This window comes from Allopseudospirillum japonicum (genome assembly GCF_900108915.1).
GTDB classification, from domain to species: domain Bacteria; phylum Pseudomonadota; class Gammaproteobacteria; order Pseudomonadales; family Halomonadaceae; genus Pseudospirillum; species Pseudospirillum japonicum.
On the sequence record NZ_FNYH01000001.1, the window covers coordinates 441169 to 462315 of the forward strand.

The 21147-nt window shown below is 44.3% G+C and carries 17 protein-coding genes and 1 pseudogene; 9 read left to right on the top strand and 9 right to left on the bottom strand.

Annotated features, from left to right (window positions below; genetic code table 11):
- Window positions 1-2 precede the first annotated feature (2 nt).
- Entirely contained in the window at window positions 3-1103 is a 1101-nt protein-coding gene (queG, locus tag BMX05_RS02020) for a tRNA epoxyqueuosine(34) reductase QueG (RefSeq protein WP_093308272.1), read from the top strand.
- On the opposite strand, the gene orn is transcribed toward queG, so the two are convergent.
- Window positions 1091-1642, bottom strand: a complete 552-nt coding sequence (orn, locus tag BMX05_RS02025; RefSeq protein ID WP_093308273.1) for an oligoribonuclease — start codon at window positions 1640-1642, stop codon at window positions 1091-1093. The two genes, queG and orn, sit on opposite strands and share 13 nt — an antisense overlap.
- 17 nt (window positions 1643-1659) lie before the next feature.
- Window positions 1660-2916, bottom strand: coding sequence for a phosphoserine phosphatase SerB (gene serB / locus BMX05_RS02030; RefSeq protein ID WP_093308274.1), 1257 nt, complete (start codon window positions 2914-2916; stop codon window positions 1660-1662).
- 181 nt (window positions 2917-3097) lie between these two features.
- On the opposite strand from serB, the gene BMX05_RS02035 reads away from it, so the two are divergent.
- Genes BMX05_RS02035 through BMX05_RS02045 form a run of 3 tightly spaced genes read left to right on the top strand, consistent with a single transcriptional unit; the run spans window position 3098 to window position 9978 of the window.
- Window positions 3098-6274: a PAS domain S-box protein gene (locus BMX05_RS02035; protein WP_093308275.1), complete on the top strand. Its 3177-nt coding sequence runs from the start codon at window positions 3098-3100 to the stop codon at window positions 6272-6274.
- A gap of 10 nt (window positions 6275-6284) precedes the next feature.
- Window positions 6285-8828, top strand: a complete 2544-nt coding sequence (locus BMX05_RS02040; RefSeq protein WP_093308276.1) for an ATP-binding protein — start codon at window positions 6285-6287, stop codon at window positions 8826-8828.
- Between the two features lie 52 nt (window positions 8829-8880).
- Window positions 8881-9978 carry an HD domain-containing phosphohydrolase gene (locus BMX05_RS02045; protein ID WP_093308277.1) on the top strand — a complete coding sequence of 366 codons (1098 nt, stop codon included), beginning with the start codon at window positions 8881-8883 and terminating at the stop codon, window positions 9976-9978.
- On the opposite strand, the gene BMX05_RS02050 is transcribed toward BMX05_RS02045, so the two are convergent.
- The 5 genes from BMX05_RS02050 to mgtE form a co-directional block, all read right to left on the bottom strand.
- On the bottom strand, window positions 9975-10472 hold the full coding sequence (locus BMX05_RS02050) for a GNAT family N-acetyltransferase (RefSeq protein WP_093308278.1): 498 nt from the start codon (window positions 10470-10472) through the stop codon (window positions 9975-9977). The two genes, BMX05_RS02045 and BMX05_RS02050, sit on opposite strands and share 4 nt — an antisense overlap.
- Window positions 10473-10497: 25 nt before the next feature.
- Entirely contained in the window at window positions 10498-10968 is a 471-nt protein-coding gene (locus BMX05_RS02055) for a DUF327 family protein (RefSeq protein ID WP_093308279.1), read from the bottom strand.
- Window positions 10969-10986: 18 nt separating this feature from the next.
- On the bottom strand, window positions 10987-12468 hold the full coding sequence (mltF, locus tag BMX05_RS02060) for a membrane-bound lytic murein transglycosylase MltF (protein ID WP_093308280.1): 1482 nt from the start codon (window positions 12466-12468) through the stop codon (window positions 10987-10989).
- Window positions 12469-12501: 33 nt separating this feature from the next.
- Window positions 12502-13434: a DHH family phosphoesterase gene (locus BMX05_RS02065; RefSeq protein WP_093308281.1), complete on the bottom strand. Its 933-nt coding sequence runs from the start codon at window positions 13432-13434 to the stop codon at window positions 12502-12504.
- A gap of 144 nt (window positions 13435-13578) precedes the next feature.
- Window positions 13579-14946, bottom strand: coding sequence for a magnesium transporter (gene mgtE, locus BMX05_RS02070; RefSeq protein ID WP_093308282.1), 1368 nt, complete (start codon window positions 14944-14946; stop codon window positions 13579-13581).
- A gap of 135 nt (window positions 14947-15081) precedes the next feature.
- On the opposite strand from mgtE, the gene BMX05_RS02075 reads away from it, so the two are divergent.
- The 3 genes from BMX05_RS02075 (at window position 15082) to tldD (ending at window position 17867) form a co-directional block, all read left to right on the top strand.
- The gene (locus BMX05_RS02075; protein ID WP_093308283.1) at window positions 15082-15459 is read left to right on the top strand and encodes a hypothetical protein; all 378 of its coding nucleotides are present in this window, start codon (window positions 15082-15084) and stop codon (window positions 15457-15459) included.
- A 49-nt stretch (window positions 15460-15508) separates the two neighbouring features.
- The gene (locus BMX05_RS02080) at window positions 15509-16342 is read left to right on the top strand and encodes a sulfurtransferase (RefSeq protein WP_093308284.1); all 834 of its coding nucleotides are present in this window, start codon (window positions 15509-15511) and stop codon (window positions 16340-16342) included.
- An 82-nt stretch (window positions 16343-16424) separates the two neighbouring features.
- Window positions 16425-17867 (top strand): metalloprotease TldD, encoded by a 1443-nt coding sequence (gene tldD / locus BMX05_RS02085; protein WP_093308285.1) that lies wholly within the window; start codon window positions 16425-16427, stop codon window positions 17865-17867.
- 85 nt (window positions 17868-17952) lie between these two features.
- On the opposite strand, the pseudogene BMX05_RS12645 reads toward tldD, so the two are convergent.
- Window positions 17953-18060, bottom strand: a pseudogene (locus tag BMX05_RS12645) (IS200/IS605 family transposase); the annotation flags it as partial.
- An 11-nt stretch (window positions 18061-18071) separates the two neighbouring features.
- On the opposite strand from BMX05_RS12645, the gene BMX05_RS12650 reads away from it, so the two are divergent.
- Window positions 18072-19133 (top strand): RNA-guided endonuclease InsQ/TnpB family protein, encoded by a 1062-nt coding sequence (locus BMX05_RS12650; protein WP_093308286.1) that lies wholly within the window; start codon window positions 18072-18074, stop codon window positions 19131-19133.
- On the opposite strand, the gene yjgA is transcribed toward BMX05_RS12650, so the two are convergent.
- Entirely contained in the window at window positions 19130-19648 is a 519-nt protein-coding gene (gene yjgA, locus BMX05_RS02095) for a ribosome biogenesis factor YjgA (RefSeq protein WP_093308287.1), read from the bottom strand. The genes BMX05_RS12650 and yjgA overlap by 4 nt on opposite strands.
- A 111-nt stretch (window positions 19649-19759) precedes the next feature.
- Here yjgA and pmbA point away from each other — a divergent pair, with 111 nt between their 5' ends.
- Window positions 19760-21139: a metalloprotease PmbA gene (pmbA, locus tag BMX05_RS02100; RefSeq protein ID WP_093308288.1), complete on the top strand. Its 1380-nt coding sequence runs from the start codon at window positions 19760-19762 to the stop codon at window positions 21137-21139.
- The last annotated feature ends 8 nt before the right edge of the window (window positions 21140-21147 follow it).

Sequence of the window (21147 nt, forward strand, 5' to 3'; positions counted from 1 at the left end):
CTATGCCGACACAAGCCGAACTTGCAACTCTAGCCGATTTTGCCAAACACACAGCGCGTGACCTTGGATTTAGTGCCTGTGGTATTACAGACACTCACATTCCCGCAGAAACCTTGCACCAATATCAAGCTTGGTTAGATGCTGGCTATCATGGGGAGATGGACTATCTTGAGCGCAATATTGATAAGCGTGCCGAGCCTGCGCGTTTGGTCGAAGGCAGCACTCGAATTATTTGTGTACGTATGGATTATTTGCCTGCGCAAGTTGACACCCTCAAGGTATTACAACAAGGTGAACGCGCATATATCTCTCGATACGCGCTCGGGCGTGATTATCATAAGTTAATCCGCAAGCGTTTAACTCAATTGGGGCAAGCCCTGCAACAAAAAGCGGCTGATTTAGGTTTTCGTGCCTTTGTTGATAGCGCCCCTGTTTTAGAACGCCCGTTAGCACAACAAGCTGGTTTAGGCTGGATTGGCAAAAATACGCTGGTCATTCATCCACGCGCTGGTTCCTTATTTTTTCTAGGTGAATTATTTATCAGTTTGCCTTTGCCAATCGATACACCTTATACCCGCGAGCATTGTGGCCAATGTGATGCTTGCCAAAGATTATGCCCAACACAAGCCTTTGTCGCCCCCTATGTACTGGATGCAAGGCGTTGTATCTCGTATTTAACCATTGAATACAGTGGCAGTATTCCGTTAGCACTACGGCCTTTAATCGGTAATCGTATTTTTGGCTGTGATGATTGCCAACTTGTCTGTCCTTGGAATCGCTTTAGCCAACCCACTCAAGAAACGGACTTTAGCCCACGCCATCATCTAGATCGCGCGCACTTGCTAGATTTACTGGCATGGACACAAGAGGAATTTCTGACACGCACACAAGGTTCACCGATACGGCGTGCAGGCTATCGCCAATGGCAACGCAATCTCGCGATTGCGCTAGGTAACGCACCTTATCACCTAGAAATTTATCAGGCACTAGCGCACCAGTGCCATCAACACCAAGAAGATGCTTTGCTACTTGAGCATTTCACATGGGCTTTGCAACAACAAACCAACAAACAAGCAACTTTTATTGAAGTTCAAGCTGTATGAACGTGTAGCAAGTGTTCGCGATAAAAGGCTAATTCAGCGACAGATTCACGAATATCCGCTAGTGCAAGATGCACATTTTGTTTTTTAAAGTGCGGCAAAATTTCTGGTTTCCAGCGTTTAGCCAATTCTTTTAAGGTACTCACATCCAGATTACGATAGTGAAAAAAGGCCTCTAACTGAGGCATTTCATTCACTAGAAAACGCCGATCTTGATGCACACTATTGCCACACATAGGCGATTGGCCTGGGGCGCAATATTGGCGCAAAAATGCCAGTGTTTGAGCTTCTGCTTCTGCAGTTGTCACCTCACTTGCTTGCACACGCGCGCTCAGTCCGGATTCCCCGTGAGTCCTTGTACACCAAGGATCCATCGCATCTAATAAAGTTTGCGGCTGAGAAATCGCTAACACAGGTCCTTCGGCCAGAATATTTAAGTCTTTATCTGTCACTAAGGTCGCGATTTCAATAATGCGCTCTTGTTTTGGATCTAATCCTGTCATTTCCAGATCAATCCAAATTAAATTATGCTCGTGCTGCATGTATGCCTCCACACTAATCAATCTTGGGTTAAGTCGATATTCGTTTGACTTTCAATCAGGTCCCGATCACTAAAACCTATCAAATATAAAATACTATCGAGCCCTAAAGTTGATAAAGAGTGTTGTGCATTGGCTTGCACAATCGGCTTAGCACGGAAGGCAATTCCCAAACCTGCCAGACCCAACATGGGCAAATCGTTTGCCCCATCCCCTACGGCAATCGTTTGTTGTAAGCCAATCCCTTCTTGTTGGGCAATTTGTTGCAGCAATTCCGCTTTACGTGCACCATCGACAATGGTCCCGACAACTCGACCTGTAACTTGGCCTGATTCGATTTCTAGTTCATTGGCATAAACGTAATCAATACCCAAGCGTTCTTGTAAGTAACGTCCAAAATAAGTGAAGCCACCGGATAAAATTGCTGTGGTATAGCCCAGTGCTTTTAAGGTAGATACCAGCTTTTCCGCACCTTCTGTAATTGGCAAACGTGCCGCAATGTGTTCAAGTACACAGGCGTCTAGTCCTTTTAATAAAGCGACGCGTTCACGGAAGCTCGCTTGAAAATCGAGTTCACCACGCATCGCACGCTCGGTAATTTCTGCAACTTGCGCACCTACGCCTGCTTCTTTAGCCAGTTCATCAATCACCTCTGCTTCAATCAGGGTGGAATCCATATCAAAAACCACTAAACGACGATTGCGGCGATAAATGTTATCTTCTTGAATCGCAATATCTAAATCCAACTCAGCAGAAACCGCTAAAAATTCGCGTCGCAAGGCTTCTGCATCCAATACCTCACCACGTACAGATAATTCCACACAAGAGCGTCCTTGATCGTGTACACAATCTAAAGGAATACGTCCAGATAAACGGTGAATTCTATCAATATTTAAATCGCGTGCTGCCACAATGGAAGTCACACGCTGTAAATGTTCTGCACTAATGCGGCGTGCTAACAAGGTCACAATATAGCGGCTTTTACCTTGCGCACTCACCCAGTGTGCGTAACTAGTTTCAGTCACTGGGGTAAAACGTACACTCACGCCAAGTTCATGTGCACGAAATACCACATCACGCAAGACAGGCGCTGATTGGGCACTTTCAGGCAAATACACTAAAATCCCTAAAGACAAGGTATCATGAATCACAGCTTGACCTATGTCTAAAATATCCACTTTGTAATGCGCCAAAATATGCGTGATAGATGCTGTTAGCCCCGGCTTATCCGCACCAGAAATGTTAATTAAAATAATGTTGTGACTTTCACCTTGCATACAGGGTCCTCAGGGTTGAATACGGTCGTGGTTTAAGCGAGATAGCGGGTACGACAAAGCCAAACACTCGATTTTACATCTACTCAGGTTGAGCTTGCTTGTAAGCTTGGCTATTTCCCTGCCAAAATACACCACCTAGAGATTGTCCTTTATTATACCTTGTTAGTTAAGAGAGTGTTCAGTGCCTGTAGAAGCTCAACGCCTTGCGCGTTTACGTACCCTTGCGTTACTTGATACGCCAGAAGAAGACGCCTTTAATCGTGTTGTGCGCGTTGCTGCTTATAGTTTTCAAGTCCCTTTTGCTTTTTTTACCTTAGTAGATGCCGACCGAGTGTGGGCTAAAGCCAGCTTAGGCTTAGGTCAGTGTAGTTTCGTACGCGAACATTCTATTTGCGGTTACACCATCAGCCTGCAACAGCCTCTTGTTGTAGAAGATTTAACCCAAGATCCACGCTTCCAACAACTGGATTTAGTCACTCAACAAGGGTTACGTTTTTATGCGGGCATCCCCTTATGTTTGGAAGGTCATAACCTAGGAACTTTGTGTATTGCAGATACACAAGTTCGTACTTTTAACACTTATGATCTCGCCCATTTGCAGGACTTGGCCGCTTGGGCACTCGATCTGTTACGCCATCATGAACAAGTCCATACACTAGAAGATGCACAGACACAATTACAAAGCGTACTTACGAGTGCTGCTGATGCAATTATTACGCTTGACGAACATGGCTATATTTTGGGTGCTAACCCTGCCTGTGAACATTTATTTGGCTATCCAATTCAAGAGCTTATTGGTATTAAAATCAATGAGCTTATGCCAAAAAAATATGCTGATGAACATGATTTTTATCTCGCGCGTTATTTAAAAAATCCTAGTAAAAGGCATATTATTGGTATCGGTCGAGAAGTCGAAGCCTGCCACAAAGATGGTCGTGTTTTTCCAGTACGTTTATCTGTAGGAGAAAATATCTTTCCTGATGGTCGACGCACTTTTACCGGTATTTTACATGATCTTTCTGAGTTTAATAAAATCAAGCAAGCACTTGAGCAACAAAAAGTATTATTTAATACCATTTTAGAATCTTCCTCCGACCCTATTTTTGCTAAAGATACCCAAGGCAACTACTTATTTGCTAATTCTGCAGCACAAAAAATTATGCAAATCAGTATGGATCCCAATACAAGAACATCCATTACCGAAGGGCATCATAGTTATATATTAACGAATGCTTTAGAAAAAGAACAGCAGGTATTAACACAGCGCCGCACCCTCACCTATGAAAAGACTTTGCGCACGCCAGATCAAGATTATGTCTTACAACTTACCAAATCCCCTTTAATTGATTCTGAAGGCCAATTACTTGGGTTGGTCGGTGTCGGCCATGATATTAGTCGACGCAAAAAAGTAGAACAAGAATTAGCAGAAAGCCACCAACGCCTTGAGTTGACACATTCATTGGCTAAGCTTGGGGTGTGGGAATGGAATCTAGAAAAAAATTATTTATGCTGCAACCAGCAAATGCTTAACTTATTTAATGTTGTTGGTCAATGGCCTGAATGCATTACCCAGCCAGACGAAATTTTTCAGCTTATTGATCCAAAAGATCATGCGAGTGTACAAAAAGCACTTGCTTTATGTCTTGAGGGAGAACCACTGGATATTGAATATCGTGTTTCTTATCAAGATGAACAAGGGCAAACACAAACACGCTGGATATTACAAAGAGGAGATGCTCTAAAAGATACGCAAGCAAATCCTATAGGCATTCTAGTGGGTGTCGTACAAGATATTACGCAAATTAAAACCACCCAAATGCAAGCCAAATCACTACAAACGCAACTAGAAACCGCGATTGAAAACATCCCCGATGGATTCGCATTATATAATCAAGATAATATTCTTGTATTATGCAATCAAAGATACCGAGAAATTTACCCTTTCGCCGCTTCTGCTATGTATACAGGAAATTCTTTTGAAAATATTATCCGCACTGGCGTCCAGCAAGGCCAATTTACTGCTGCCTTAGGTCAGGAAGAACACTGGATTGAATGGCGTTTAGCAGAGGCTAAAAAACCTATGTCCAGCTTTATTTATCCTATTGAAGGCAAACGCTGGATTCAGGTTGCCAATCGTATGATTGATCATTTAGGTTGGGTCAGTGTACAAACAGATATTACAGAACTAAAAGTTGCACAAGAAGCTGCTGAATCGGCTAATCAAGCAAAGAGTGAATTTTTATCAAGTATGAGCCATGAATTGCGCACGCCAATGAATGCAATTTTAGGTTTTGCTCAATTAATGGAAAATAGTCGCCGAGAACCCTTGAGCGAACGCCAACGTAAGCAAATACAGCAAATTATTCGCGCAGGCAAACACTTACTAGAGCTTATTAATGAAATTCTAGATTTAGCTCGGATAGAAACAGGGCGTTTAAGCTTATCACTAGAAAACATTGACTTATACGCAAATATACAGGAAGTTCTTAGCTTGACTCAGCCTCTTGCACAGGCACGTCAAATTAAAATTTCACTACAACCTCAAGCCAATAAAAATATTTTTGTTAAAGCGGATTATGTACGCATTAAGCAAATTTTAATCAACTTGGTTTCCAACGCTATTAAATATAACCAAGAAAAAGGCCAAGTATTTCTTGATTATAATATTATTGAAGACACTGGAACTTGGGTGCGTATTCACGTTAAAGATACAGGTCCAGGTTTAACTCAAGAGCAACAAGCCCTTTTATTTCAACCCTTTCAACGCTTGGGTAAAGAAACCAGCGGCATTGAAGGGACTGGAATCGGCTTAAGCATTACGCGCCATCTAGTAGAACTTATGGGTGGGCGAATTGGTGTAGCAAGCGTGCCTAATCAAGGGGCTGATTTTTGGTTTGACTTACCTTGTGCAGAGCAACAAGCACGCAATCCTCAAGAGGCCGCATTAAACACAACACAAGCCAATACACTGACCCCTAACACCTTATTAAATAAGGTCAGCTTATTATACATAGAAGATAATCCGCAAAATATTTCTTTAATGCAAGAAATATTACAGGAATATCCGCAGATTCAATTAATAACAGCTTCTCATGCACAGGAAGGCATTCAACTTGCACAACATCATCAACCTAAGTTAATTATGATGGATCTCAATCTACCTGAGATGGACGGATTTGCTGCATTTCGTGCCTTACAAATGTACGAAGAAACCCGACATATTCCTGTAATTGCCTTAAGTGCTGATGTCATGGAAGCCAGTATTCATAAAGCACAAAAGTTAGGCTTCCATGATTACTTAACTAAGCCTATCGATTTACAACGCTTACAAAACATCATCCATGAACTTTTAACCTAAATAGGTTTTTATGACTAGCAAATCTAGAATGCTTGGGCATCCAAATACTGCATGGATGCTGGTCAGCTTTATTGGCATCTTGCTTACTCTAACTGCAATTTTTATTTATAGCACAGATAAGCAACAGACGCTTAATAAACACCTTTACACCCAAGCACTGATCTGGAATGCTTACAACTATGAAAAGCAGCAACTAGGTCGCCAAGCGAAAGATTTAGCTTACTGGAGTGAAGCTATTAGAAAACTTTTAATAACACCAGATCCAACTTGGGCAGATGCTAACATAGGTAGCTATCTACATAAAAATTTTGCTATGGATTTAGTTCTTGTTGCTCAGATGCAGAAGTCGCCTCAATGGATGCATTTTTATTATCAGGGCGAAAATTTGATCTGGAATCATCTTTGGTCAGATGTACCTACACAAACACGTTGGCAAAGCGCTTTACAAAATAGTTCTGAGTTACAGCAAATATTAAAACATAGTTTACACCCCCTCTATATTAGCAATAAAAAATATTATGCTGGTTTAGTAGAAATCGACCAAGTACTTTATCTTGCTGCTGGTTTTACTTTCCAACCAGATTTACCACTTGATTTAGCATTTGACTCTGAAAGTGAAATTACAGGTATATATGAAGATAAGATATTAATCCTTGCTAAAAGGCTAGATCAGAACTTCCTTCCTTTAATCAAAAGCAATTTTTTATTACAAGAAGCCAAAGTAAAAAGGTTTCCACATCAGGCACAGTTAAAAAACTTACCGATACAGAATAATCAAATTCTTTTAGGGCAGACTCAAAACGAAGCAATATTTATTGATTTTCACCCACGAGCAGAAGCACATACTTGGATGAATAAAATCTCTTACATAGGGATCAGTTTGGTTTTTATTTGCTTAGCTTTTGGCCTTTATTTATGGACACGAATTTACAAACTGAATTTAAACTACCAGTCTGTCAACCAAAAACTAATTATTGAAAATCAAAGGCGATGCCATACAGAAAAAGCACTTAACCAATTTAAGTCTAGCTTAGAAAAGCAAGTAAAAGAGCGAACTTTGGCGTTAGAAGAACAAAAAAATTACCTTAGCTCTATTATTCTAAATATTTCAGAAGCTATTATTATTACGAATCAGCAAGGCAAAATTTTATCCAGTAATGCGATGGGATACCAGCTCTTTAGCACTTATCGGGAAACTTTACTAGAGCTTAATATTCAGCAGCTGATTACCAGCTCACAACACCCTGTAAGCTTTGATTTTATCAAAAACAAGCTATTTGAAATAGAATTCTGTCAACTTTATGCTATTACTGCAGAAAACCAGCATTTGCCTATTGATTTAAGCTTAACTGAATTACGTACGCAAAGAGGGATAGAATACGTCTTAATTATTCGTGATATTTCTTTAGAGTTTGCCTTGCAAGCAGCAAAAGAACAAGCAGCTCAAGGGCTCGCTTATATTCTTGAGAATACAGACGAAGCGTATCTTGTCTTGGATAAACAAGGTATCCTTCAAGAGGTCAATACGGCCTTCTGCCACCTTGTTCATCAAGAGAAAAAATATTTGTTAGGGCTTAAACTCTCACAAGCTCTATATCCAAATGTCGATCAAATACCACCTGAAATTAACTTATGGCTAGAGACTGTACAACATAAAGGGCATGGGCATTATCAATTACAGCTTGAAGTAGGCCATACTTGTATTTATTGCTCTGTACTCGCTACTCCGATTCTTAATGATGCAGATGAGTTTAACGGTTCTTTTGCTTTTATTCGTGATATTAGTGCCCAACAAAGATATGCGGAATCTTTGCGTGTAGCGCGTGATGCGGCTGAGCAAGCAAACCGTGCTAAAACAGAGTTTTTATCCAGTATGAGTCATGAATTGCGGACACCAATGAATGCTATTTTAGGTTTTGCACAACTTTTAAAAGACTCACGACGCGAACCTTTAAGCTCACGCCAACTGAAACAAGTCGAATATATTTTAAATTCAGGTCAACATTTGCTAACGCTTATTGATGAGGTCCTTAATCTTGCTCAAATTGAAGCAGGTCACTTAAGCTTAAAACCTGAGGCTGTTCATTTATCTGAGCTCATTATTCAAGTCATCGAATTAACACAGGTGTTACAGGCTCGCTTCCAAGTCAAGGTACATTTTACTCCAGCGTCAGAAATACCCTTATTTTATTTAGATCCTGTAAGGTTGAAGCAAATCTTATTAAACCTTCTTTCCAATGCCATCAAATATAACCAAGTTAATGGTGAGGTTCATATTCAGGTACAGCTTGATACACAAGATTTAATTATACGTGTCCAAGATACAGGAATAGGGATGTCCCCAACACAGATCAATAAAATGTTTGAGCCTTTTCAACGTTTAGGTCAAGAACATACCCAAATTGAAGGGACAGGCATTGGCTTAAGTATTACACAGCGCTTGGTCCGTGCAATGCAGGGCCGTATTCAAGTGCAAAGTGAAGTGCACCAGGGGACTTGCATCCAAGTGTGTCTCCCTTTAACGAGTATTTTAGTGAAAGACTTGCAAGCCTAAGAGAGCTTTTTTAAGCTAAGGTCTTTTGTCTTCCTTGTTGCAGGATGTTTTCATGCCTACGCCCGATTTAAGCCAAGCGCCAATTCTCATTGTGGATGACAATCCCGCGAACCTTGCTTTATTGGAAGATGTACTTTACGAAGCTGGGTATGATGTTGTTACTAGTTTATCCGATCCACGCGAAGTCATGCCTTTAATTCGCTCTACAACCTCTATCGATTTGATTTTACTTGATATTCGTATGCCGCATTTAAGTGGCATTCAAGTACTAGAACAGCTCAGTGCTCATTATGAACAAGATCCAGGTGCCATGCCGCCTGTGATTGTCTTAACAGCACAAACAGACGAACAAACGCGCCAGCAGGCCTTGTCTGCAGGTGCACGTGATTTTCTCACCAAGCCTTTCGCACATTGGGAAGTCGAACTACGCATCCGTAATCATTTAAATGCACGCGCACACTATAACCAAAATCGCTTATATAGCCAGCATTTAGAAAGTCTCGTCACTGAACGAACCCATGAGGTTAAAGAGACACAATTGGAGATTGTACGTCGCTTGGCACGCGCCGGTGAGTATCGGGACAACGAAACTGGGATGCATGTCATTCGCATGAGTAAAATGTGTCAGCAACTAGCCAAGCTGGCACAATGTGATGACGATTTTTGCGAAATGATTTTATTTGCTAGCCCGTTACACGATTTGGGTAAAATTGGTATCCCTGATGCTATCTTGCTTAAACCTGGACGACTGACAGAAGATGAATTTAAGATCATGCGCCAACATGCACAAATTGGTCATGATATTCTTAAAGACCATCCAGCGCCCTTACTACAAATGGCTGCACGCATTGCCATTACACACCATGAAAAGTGGGATGGCTCCGGTTATCCACATCAGCTCGCAGGCGAGGATATCCCACTCGAGGGCAGAATCAGTGCTATTTGTGATGTATTTGATGCTTTGATGTCCGAGCGTCCTTATAAAAAAGCCTGGCCTGAAGCAAAAGCCGTGCAGCTTCTCAAAGATGAGGCAGGCCGCCATTTTGATCCTCATTTAGTCGCTTTGTTTCTTGATCATCTTGAAAGCATGCAACAAATACGCGCCCAATATGCAGATACGGGCGAGGCTTTTATTACCCTAGTCTCCTAGGGGGCATCTCGTCCTAAAATGGACAGATCACATTGACGCTCACCTAACTGAGCAACGTGAGGTAACTGCCCCCAAAGCCTAAAACCCTCGCTCGTAAAAAGACCTAAACTTGGTGTGTTGTGACTAAAAATATAAGCGACTAGTTTGCTCACCCCTAATAAGGGGGCTCGTTGTAAGGCATCTTTTAACAATTGGCGACCTATGCCTTGGCCTCTTGCCTCGGATGCAATGTACAGACTGAGCTCTGTGGTTTTGGCATAAGCAGGACGCCCATAAAAATCTTCGAAACTGATCCAGCCCGCTAAGGGTGCATAAGAATCTTCTTGAGCGACAAGCAGAGGGCGGCGCTCAGGAGTGTGACGATGGAACCAATCACGACGTGCATCCACACTAACAGGCTGAGTATCTGCGGTTGCCAAACCTTCGGGAATACTTTGGTTGTAAATAGCCACAATGGATTCTAAATCATCATAGCGTGCATAACGTATTAACAAGCGTGTTTTTCCTTTTGACGACAAGTTAAGAAAGTAAATCTACCACCAAGCCTTTAATCTGCACGACGCGCCGTGTGATAGCAACGCGATCTTTTTGTTCTTGAAGGACTAAATCCAGCAGGTGCGTTGCGTCTTCATCCAAGGTCCGGATAATTTGGTGTCTATCTTGCGCTTGCCAGCCTGGTCCCAAATTATCAATCGCAAAGCCTTGTTGGGTGACTTTTTTCACAATCGAAGCCAGCAAGGCACGAAATACTTCTAGATTTCCCAAGGTAGGGTTACGTTCTAACTCGTCCCCCGCTTTACTCAAAGCCTCTTGCATGCGCCCCAATTCAACCCGCAAAGGCACAGCCTGATGTGTATTGACTTGTTGCGTCAGGTGATCACTAAAAGAAACACTTTCTTCTATATCTTCGGCATGTTCTGCATGACGCTGGCCTATACGTCCACTTTTACGTTCATTACGTAAAGATTTGAGTTTATCGTTAATTTGCACCTGAGATCCTCACAGAGCTTATAAAATCGGTGGCACTATACTAAAGGCTTGATCTGCCTGAATATCAACACTACGTTGCTGTAGCTGATCCAACAGATTTTCCTGTGTACGATAATACCACTGTAAAATCTCATGGTAACGACGAATATTACGCACATAAATCACAGGTGCACCACCACGTGCGTAACCATAGCGCGTTTGTGAATACCACTGACGGTATTGTAATAAAGGCAAGTGCTCGCTAACATCCTGCCAAAGATCTGGATTTTTACCTTGGGACTGGGTGAGAATGCGCGCGTCTTCCAAATGCCCCAAACCTATATTATAAGCAGCCAGTGCCATATACGTTCGGTCTGGTTCAGCAATACGTTCAGGTAAGCGCTCAATTAAATGACGTAAATAACCTGCACCACCAAAAATACTTTGTTTAGGATCACGCCTATCTTCTACCCCCATTTGCCGAGCTGTTGCATGCGTTAGCATCATGAGTCCTTTCACCAAGGTGGGTGAAACTGCATCGGGACGCCAGTGCGATTCTTGATAAGCCACCGCGGCCAACAGCAACCAATCAAAATCATACTTTTGTGCCGCCGCTTGGAAAAGATGAAGATATTCAGGCAAACGCCCTTCCACATGTTTTAAAAAATATTGCGCGCCGACATAACCAAAATAGCGTTCATGGCCAAAATAATGCTCATATAAGGTATTTAAATGGCCATTTTGCCGCTGTTGCGCCAAGAATGTATTCAGTGCATCAATGAGGCTCGTTTCTGCATGGGGAAGGCTCATCCAGACCAAGGACATAGGCTCTTGTAATGTAAAAGCCGCCGCTACTTGGGGGAAAAACCAGCGATTGGCCACCCATTCATGGATATTAATAATGGCATAATCTAGTTCGCCGGCTTGGATTCTTTGTAATAAGTCGCTAGCTTCAAGCTCGCGGGTTTCTTTCCATGTAAGATTTTTATAAGTTTCTTGCCATTTTCTTAATAAATCTGCGTGTTTTGTTCCAGCAACGACTGCAAGATTTTGCCCAGCTAAATCAGCAACATCTTTCGGAACAGAAGCACCACGTCGATAAACAACCTGTGGCTGCACTTTAATCACAGGGTGTGTTAGTGCAAAAGTATGTAGACGTTTTGGCGTAATGGCGACTCCCGCAGCAGCTAAATCTGCTTGCCCTTTACTCAAACGGGTTTCGATATCTTCAATACTTGGGCTGGTGATGACTTCTAAAGTAAGCCCTTGCTGCTGCGCAAAGGCTTTTAACAGATCGTATTCAAAGCCTGCCGGACCATCGCGACCTTCATAATAAGTCACAGATGTATTACGCATGAGCACGCGCAATACACCTGTTTCTTGGATTTGTTCTAGTTGGCTTTTTTGCAGCTGTGGGCTACAACTTCCTACAGCCGCCAGCCCCACCATAGCTCCTATCAAAAACCCTAAGGGATGGCGTGGATTAAACAAACGTTTTAACCAGAGAATCCAAGATACCATGCAAATTCTTTAATGACCTTTATGACTTATTGATTAACCATCTTGGTTAATACGTTCAATCAGTTCAGCGAGCACTTGATCTGCCTTGTCATTGTCTACCTGGCATGTCCCTGCGTTAAAGTGACCACCACCACCATAACCTAAGCAAAGTTCGCCCACATTTGTGTTTGAGGTACGCGATAAAATCGATTTACCAATGGCAAAAACCGTATTTTGTTGACGCAAGCCCCACATTTGGTGAATCGAGATATTGCATTGTGGGTATAAGGCATAAATCATAAAACGGTTAGTAGCCCATATGGTGTTTTGATCTCGTAAATCAAGGACCACAAGATTGCCATATACTTTGGAACAGGCTTGTAACTGTGCTTTAGCTTTTTCTTCATGATCAAAATAAAGCTCTACCCTTTCTTTGACATCAGGCAAGGCCAAAATATCGTCAATGGAATGGTGTGCACAGTAGTCAATTAGCTCCATCATCAGTTGATAGTTAGAAATACGGAATTCACGGAAACGACCTAAACCAGTCCGTGCATCCATTAGGTAGTTTAATAAAACCCAACCGGTCGGATGCAGGACTTCTTCACGGTTAAAGTTGGCCGAATCCCCTTTATCGACCGCTTCCATCATTTCATCCCAAGCTGTAGGAAAGGCTTGGTGACCACCATAGTATTGCCATACGACACGTGCGGCTGAAGGCGCATCCGCATCAATAATGTGATTTTTTACACCTTCTTCATTACGCAAGGTTTCACTTAGATGGTGATCAAACGCTAAATGACAACCTGCCACATAAGGCAAGTTAGTCGTGATATCTCGGCTGCTAATTTCAATTTTGCCATCTTGCATATCTTTTGGGTGCACAAACAAGATGTCATTAATCAAGTTGAGGTGCTTTAGCAAAACAGCGCAGACAAGACCATCAAAATCGCTACGTGTAACTAGGCGGTATAAAGGCTCAGACATGAAAGCTTCCCTCTTAAGATCAATCAAAGGTAAAAAACAGGCCGGATGCCGAGCAGCACCCTAGATGAGTTGCGGCAAACATAGCATATTTTGATGCCAAAATGGATGTTTGCCTGTGTTGCTTACCCCAGCCAAACCTAGGTATTAGCTTAAATAAAACACGGTTGCTAGCCCTAAAAAGGCCATAAAGCCGACAACATCTGTCACTGTAGTGAGAATCACACTGCCAGCAAGGGCTGGATCTATGTTGAGTTTTTTCAATAACATAGGCAATAAAGTACCAGATAAGGCGGCAACCACCAGATTGATAATAATGGCCGCACCTATCACCACACCAAGCACCCAATCACCAAACCACAGCATAGCGACTAAGGCCACAACAAAGGCCCATAAAACGCCATTTAAAGCCCCTACAATCAGTTCGCGATTTAACAGCCATTGCGCATTGGAACTGGAAACATGACCTAACGCCATCCCACGAATCACCACGGTGAGTGCTTGACTCCCTGCAATTCCTCCCATGCTCGCCACAATAGGCATTAATACTGCCAATGCGACGACCTTTTCAATGGTCGCATCAAACAAACCAATTACCGCTGAAGCTAAAAAAGCAGTCAATAAATTGACACCAAGCCAGACCGCGCGCCGCCTTGTGGTGCGCATTACAGGTGCGAAAGTATCTTCTTCATCTTCCAAACCGGCCATACTCATCACCGCATGGTCCGCATTTTCACGAATGACATCAACCACGTCGTCAATCGTGATACGCCCAAGTAAGCGCCCCTCTGCACTGACAACGGGTGCGGAAATCAAGTCAAATTTTTGGAATAAATTGGCAACTTCATTTTCTGGTAGGCTTGCAGGAATCACCACACATTCGGTTTCCATCACCTCGCGCACAGTAATATTTGGATCCGACACTAACAGTGTATTTAATTGTAAGCGCCCAATAAATTCATCGCGCCGTGAGACCACCAACAAGGCATCGGTTGAATCTGGGATACGCTCATGCCGGCGCAAATAACGCAGGACCACATCCAAGGTAATATCCGCACGTATGGTGATAGTATCTGTATTCATCAAGCCGCCGGCGGTATCTTCTGGATACGAGAGCACAGATTCCACTCTGTGCCTATCTTGCGTATCCATCGATTGCAGGACTTCATGAATCACAGCATTTGGCAGGCGCTGCAACATATCGGCAATATCGTCTGTATCCAGACCTTCCGTCGCTGCCAGCAGTTCCTGCGCATCCATGCGTGTTAAAAATTCTGTTTGCACGTCATAGCTTAAATACTGGAGCACTTCCCCTTGTTGCTCCGCATCGACCAAACTCCACAGCAACTCACGCTCTTTAGGTGGTGTTGATTCCAACAAGTGGGCCACATCAACTGGCGGCAAGCCTGAATTCAACATCCGCCTGACTTGCGTCCAAGCGCCGCTTTCAAAAGCTTGGTTAAAACGTGCTAGTTTTGTGAGGGTGATTTGTTTAGTATCAGGTGGATTTGCCATCCCCGACCTCGCTTATTAATCAGAATATGCACACGCTCGGCGCTTAAAATAAATATCCTGTATGCTAGCCTAGCAAGCTTTTGGCCTATTTAATTGCGCGTTTATAACGCAAGTGCTTTGCTAAGGATATGCCCCGTGGTTACTCGTACTGCTAATGATAAAACTTCTTCCAAGGCTTATAAGCCTAGCTTTAGCTCTTCTGCCTCTGCCCTGCGCACTTTAAGAGCTGGTAAACGTCATCCTAATTGGCTTGATGCCGCTGAGTATTTATTGGAACGTGCGGCACCTGATGTCAAACTCCTGATTGAAGCCGCCTTAGACCTTGAAACCAGCAAACAAGGAGAAGCACGCCACGCCTTACATCCAGAACGCCCTTTTAAAGCACGTCCTTGGTATCAAAAACCCGCTGGCCCTTTTTCCATCCTACAATGGTTAATGATGTTGGTGATTGGCGGTATTTTCACCGGACTTGTGATCTGGATTGTGAATAACGCTATGATTCGTCAATGTTAAATTAAAATGCTTTAATGCAGCTTGCCTAATTTGATCGAGGACGCACCTTATGCATTCATCTGAAGCCAATATGTTACCGCATCTTATTTCTGTACAGACACTTTATGAGCACTTAGATCATCCTCAAATACTTATTCTTGATGTCCCTTGTCGCCCTGAATCTTATACGCAAGGCCATATTCCCAACGCGATTTATCTAGATCCACAAGCTTTATTAGCAGGAACAGGCGACGCACCGCAAAAACTTCCCAGTGTGGAAGCCTTATCCAGACTTTTCTCACAACTTGGACTCACACGCGACACCCATGTCATCGCGTGCGATGATGAAGGGGGTGGCTGGGCAGGCCGTTTATTATGGACTTTAGAAGTCATTGGACACACCCGCTGGTCTTACGTCAACGGCGGTACTTGTGCTTGGAAAGCGGCTCATTTACCCACAGAAACCCAAACACGCCAACCGCAAATTTCTGACTATCAAGCACAAATTTTGCGTCCCGAACTTATTATGACCCAAGAAGAGTTACGCCAACGTTTAAATGATCCTGATTTAGTGATTTGGGATGCCCGTTCCCCTGAAGAATATCAAGGACTTAAAGTTAATGCTGCACGTGCTGGCCATATTCCCGGCGCGGTTAACTATGAATGGACTCGAGCAATGGATCAAGATCAGGCATTGCAAATCCGTGGATTTGCTGAAATTTTATGTGAACTTGCCCCTTTGGGGATTCAGGCAGACAAAGAAATTGTTACCCATTGTCAAACCCATCATAGATCCGGTTTTACTTGGCTAGTCGGTTATTTATTAGGTTTTAACATCCGTGCTTATGACGGTTCTTGGAAAGAATGGGGCAATCATCCGCGTTTACCCATTGAATGCCCTTAATTTACTCTTGTCACATCAGGGGCATTCACAACTTTTACGTGAATGCCCTGTGTTTGCCTCTTTATCATCCTAGGAGCACCCTATGCAAGCAAATACCTCATGCGTACAAGCGACCTTACTGGATCCGGCGGGTATCCAAACCAGTCAACTCACGCAGTGGTTAGACCGCTTGATGACCCCAGGCGTTGAATATGCCGATCTTTATTTTCAACAAAATCAAAGTGAAGCTTGGGTGTTGGAAAACTCCTGTGTGCGTAATGCAAGTTTCAACCTTGATCGTGGTGTTGGCGTGCGTGCTGTCAGTGGTGAGAAAACAGGATTAGCTTATTCCGATCAGATTCAGATTCAGGCCATTGAGCAAGCTATTCAAGCTGCCGCCTCGATCAGTCGTCAAGGCCAGCACACGCGCGCGGCTTTAGGCACTCCCCAAGTGAACACCCCCTTATACCCTGGGATTAATCCATTAGACACTTTATCGCCTGTAGAAAAGGTCGCTTTATTACGGCATGCCGACCAATGCGCTCGTTCAGCAGACACACGGGTTACTCAGGTTTCTGCGAGCTTATCTACCCAGTATGAAGAAGTGCTGGTGGTAGGTTCCGATGGTACCTTGGCGACAGATATTCGCCCTCTAGTGCGTTTCGGTATTTCAGTGGTTGTTGAAAATCAAGGCCGTCGCGAAAGTGGACAAGCTGGCGGCGGCGGCCGCTTTAGCTTAGCTTATTTTAGCGATCAACAAATCGCCGAATACGCGCAAGAAGCGGTACGTTCGGCTTTGGTGAATTTAGAAGCCATCGCCACACCTGCAGGAGAAATGCCTGTCGTCTTAGGATCTGGTTGGCCTGGCATCTTATTACATGAAGCGGTCGGTCATGGCTTAGAAGGTGACTTTAACCGTAAAGGGAGTTCCACATTTAGTGGTCGTCTTGGTGAACAAGTCGCTTCCTCTTTATGTACTGTAGTCGATGATGGCACCTTAAAAGAGCGTCGTGGCTCACTCACCATTGATGATGAAGGGACTCCAAGCCAACATACAGTGTTAATTGACTCTGGGAAATTGGTCGGCTACATGCAAGATAAAATGAATGCACGCCTGATGGGAATGCAACCTACTGGCAACGGCCGCCGCGAATCTTACGCCCACATGCCGATGCCACGAATGACCAATACTTACATGCTCCCTGGTGAACATAGCCGTGATGAGATGATCGCTTCAATCAAAAAAGGGATTTACGCCGCCAACTTTGCCGGCGGCCAAGTTGATATTACTTCGGGGCGTTTTGTTTTCTCCGCCAGCGAGGCTTACTTAATCGAAGATGGACGTATTACCCAGCCTGTCAAAGGTGCCACCCTGACAGGCAATGGTCCTGAAGTTATGCAAAATATTAGTATGGTTGGCCAAGATTTAGCCCTTGATCCTGGTATTGGTGTATGTGGTAAAGAAGGCCAAGGCGTGCCTGTAGGCGTCGGCCAGCCTAGCATCAAAGTAGATCATTTAATTGTTGGTGGTACTCAGGGCCACTAGGTGTATTCAATATCTTAAATGACCAAAATGCGCGACAAGCCCCGTACTTTGAGCGAAGGGTAGCGCAGGGAGGCGTCAGCTTCCCTTAATGGGGTTGGGTTTGTTGTTCAATATATTGGCGTATCACTGACATAGGCACACCCCCAAGGCTACCGGCGTAGTCACTTGAACTCCATAGCACATTCTTTATGTATACTTGAAGGCATGAAATACACCAAGACCTTAAAAGTTCGCGTCCGAGACAAGCACTGCCCGTTGCTGAACCAGATGGCACGGTCGGTTAATTTCGTTTGGAACTATATCAATGAACTGAGTCACCGTTCCATCAAGGAACGGGGGGGCTTCCTGTCCGCCTATGATATCCAGAAATACACCCAAGGTGCGCATAAAGAATTAGGGTTGCACAGCCATACGGTTCAGAAAGTGGGTGCTGAATACGCTGCCCGCCGTAAGCAGTTTAAGAAGAATCGCTTAAACTGGCGCAAATCTGGCGGTGTGCGTCGTTCACTGGGCTGGATTCCGATTAATACCGGCATGGCGAAGTGGAAGAATGGACAGGTGTACCATAACGGTCACTACTTTAAAGTCTGGGATAGCTACGGTTTAGGGCAATACAGCTTCCGAACAGGTTCGTTTAACGAAGATGCCCGTGGCCGTTGGTACTTCAATGTGGTGGTTGAAGTCGAGGCAGAGATACCCGCAGGTCAAGACAAAATCGGTATCGACCTTGGCCTGAAAACCACTGCGACCTGCTCCGATGGCACCAAGCTGGAAGCATGCCACTTCTATCGTGATTTAGAGCCGAAACTCGCTACAGCGCAACGGGCCGGAAAGAAAAAACAGGTCAAAAATATTCACGCCAAGATTGCCAACCGACGCAAAGACGCCTTGCACAAGTTCAGCCGCCAACTGGTGAATCGTGCCGGTGAAATATACGTGGGCAATGTAAAAGCTTCCTCATTAACCCAAACCACCATGGCCAAGTCTGTGCAGGATGTAGGCTGGGCCCTGCTGAAAACTATGCTGGAATACAAATGCGATCACGCAGGCATTGTTTTTAAAGAGGTTAACGAATCGTACACCACCCAAACCTGCTCGCATTGTGGCGCTTTGCCCGATGAGAGGCCGCAAGGTATCCCAGGTCTTGGAATAAGAGAATGGACTTGCCGTGCGTGTGGTGTCACGCACGACCGCGATATCAACGCGGCCAAGAACATGCTTGCGCTCGGGCATGAGCGTCCTGCAGAGGGAATCCCCGTCCTTTAGGGCGGGGAGGATGTCAAAGGACTGAGTTCACGTAAATAACGAAATAGCTTGCGTGCACTTGCAGGTGGCTTACCTTGGTCGGCTTCCTTATGTGCATTACGAATCAGTTGGCGCAGTGTTTGCCGGTCAGTCTGTGGATGCAATGCAAGCCACTGTTCAAAAGCTTGTTCTGTATCAGTCAACAAACGATCGCGCCATTGTTCTAGTTGATGAAAATGCTGTTGGTGTAAACGGCTTGTAGGATCAAAAGCCTGTAAAGTGCGTTGAATTTGTTCAACATCTTCAGCACGCATGAGCTTACCGATATACTGCAAATGGCGACGCTGGGCCTCATTCGAATGAATTCTACGCGCCTCTATCAAGGCGGCACGCATATCATCCGAAATAGGCAATTGCGCCTGTTGCTGTGAATTAAGCGCCAACATTTGCTGGCCAATTTCCTGCAACGCATGCATTTCACGCTTGCGCTGGGATTTACTGAAGAATTCAGCTTCATCAACAAAATCGTGAGACATAAGACAACCCAAATAATCAAACACAAAGGCTTATGCTACCACAGCTTATCACCTGCTTAACTGAGCTTAGCTAGATTTTATTTTTCGCTTGACCTCTTAGGAGTGCTTATCATGTCCGCAACCCAGCCTATCGCTTCTCCACAAATGCTCCAAGAAAGTGCGCAACAAGCACTTGCCTATGCAAAAGCCCAAGGCGCAGATGCGGCCGAAATTAGCTTAGGTATCACCCAAGAACAAAATGTTTCCGTACGTCTTGAAGAAGTCGAGACTTTAGAATTTGCCCGTGATCAAGGCATCAGTATTCAAGTCTATTTTGGCCAACGCCAAGGCTCAGCTTCTTGTAGCGATCTTGCACTAGATTCAATCAAAACTAGCGTGGATGCTGCCTGCCATATCGCACGTTATACAGAGGAAGATCCAGACTTAGGCTTAGCCGATGCGCACTTGATGGCAACCGATTTTGTCGATTTACAACTGGATCACCCTTGGGACCTTTCTGCCGACCAAGCGATTGAATACGCAAAGCGTTGCGAAGCAGCTGGCCGCCAACATGCCGGAATTAACAATTCAGAAGGTGCTTCCTGCAGTACCCGACGCAGTCAGGTGTTATATGCAAATTCACATGGTTTTTTTGATCTTGAAGCAAGCAGTCTTCATTCTTTGAGCTGCAGCCTGATTGCAGGCAGTGGCAGCCAAATGAAACGTGATTATTGGTACGATCTCAAACGCGCTGCCACTGATTTAGCCAGCCCAGAATCTATTGGTCAGCAAGCGGCTGAGCGTACCCTCGCACGTTTAGGCGCTCATGCGCGCATTCCCACGGGACGTTACCCTGTGTTATTTGATCCAAGTATGGCCGCTTCCTTATTGTCTAGCTTGGTTTCCGCTATCAGTGGACGCAACCTTTACCGTGAATCATCTTTTTTGCTAGATCGCTTAGGGGAAACCTTATTCCCTGAGTTTGTACGTATTGATGAACGCCCCAAACTGCAAGGTGGGTTAAGAAGTGCAAATGCAGATAGCGAAGGGGTTGCCACCCGTAATAACATTTTTATCGACCAAGGACAGCTTGTATCCTATGTCTTGTCCAGCTATTCAGCACGCCGCCTAAATCGCATGGGGAAACGGAATCTCCAAGGAGAAATCTTTGCCACCACAGCTAATGCAGATGGTTTGCATAACCTGCATATCTCAGACACAGGTCAAAGTACCCAAACACTGATCTCTAGCATCCAAGAAGGTCTCTGGGTGACCAGCCTGATGGGAAGTGGCGTCAACCTAGTCACTGGTGATTATTCACGCGGTGCTGCGGGCTTCTGGATTAAAAATGGCCAAATTGCCTATCCAGTGGAAGGCCTCACCCTTGCTGGCAATCTCACCGACATGTTCCAACAAGTACAAGCGATTGGCGCAGAAACAGACCCAAGAAGCAGCATCCACACAGGCGCTTGGCTGATCGAAGGTATGACAGTGGCAGGACAAACCAATTAATAATCACT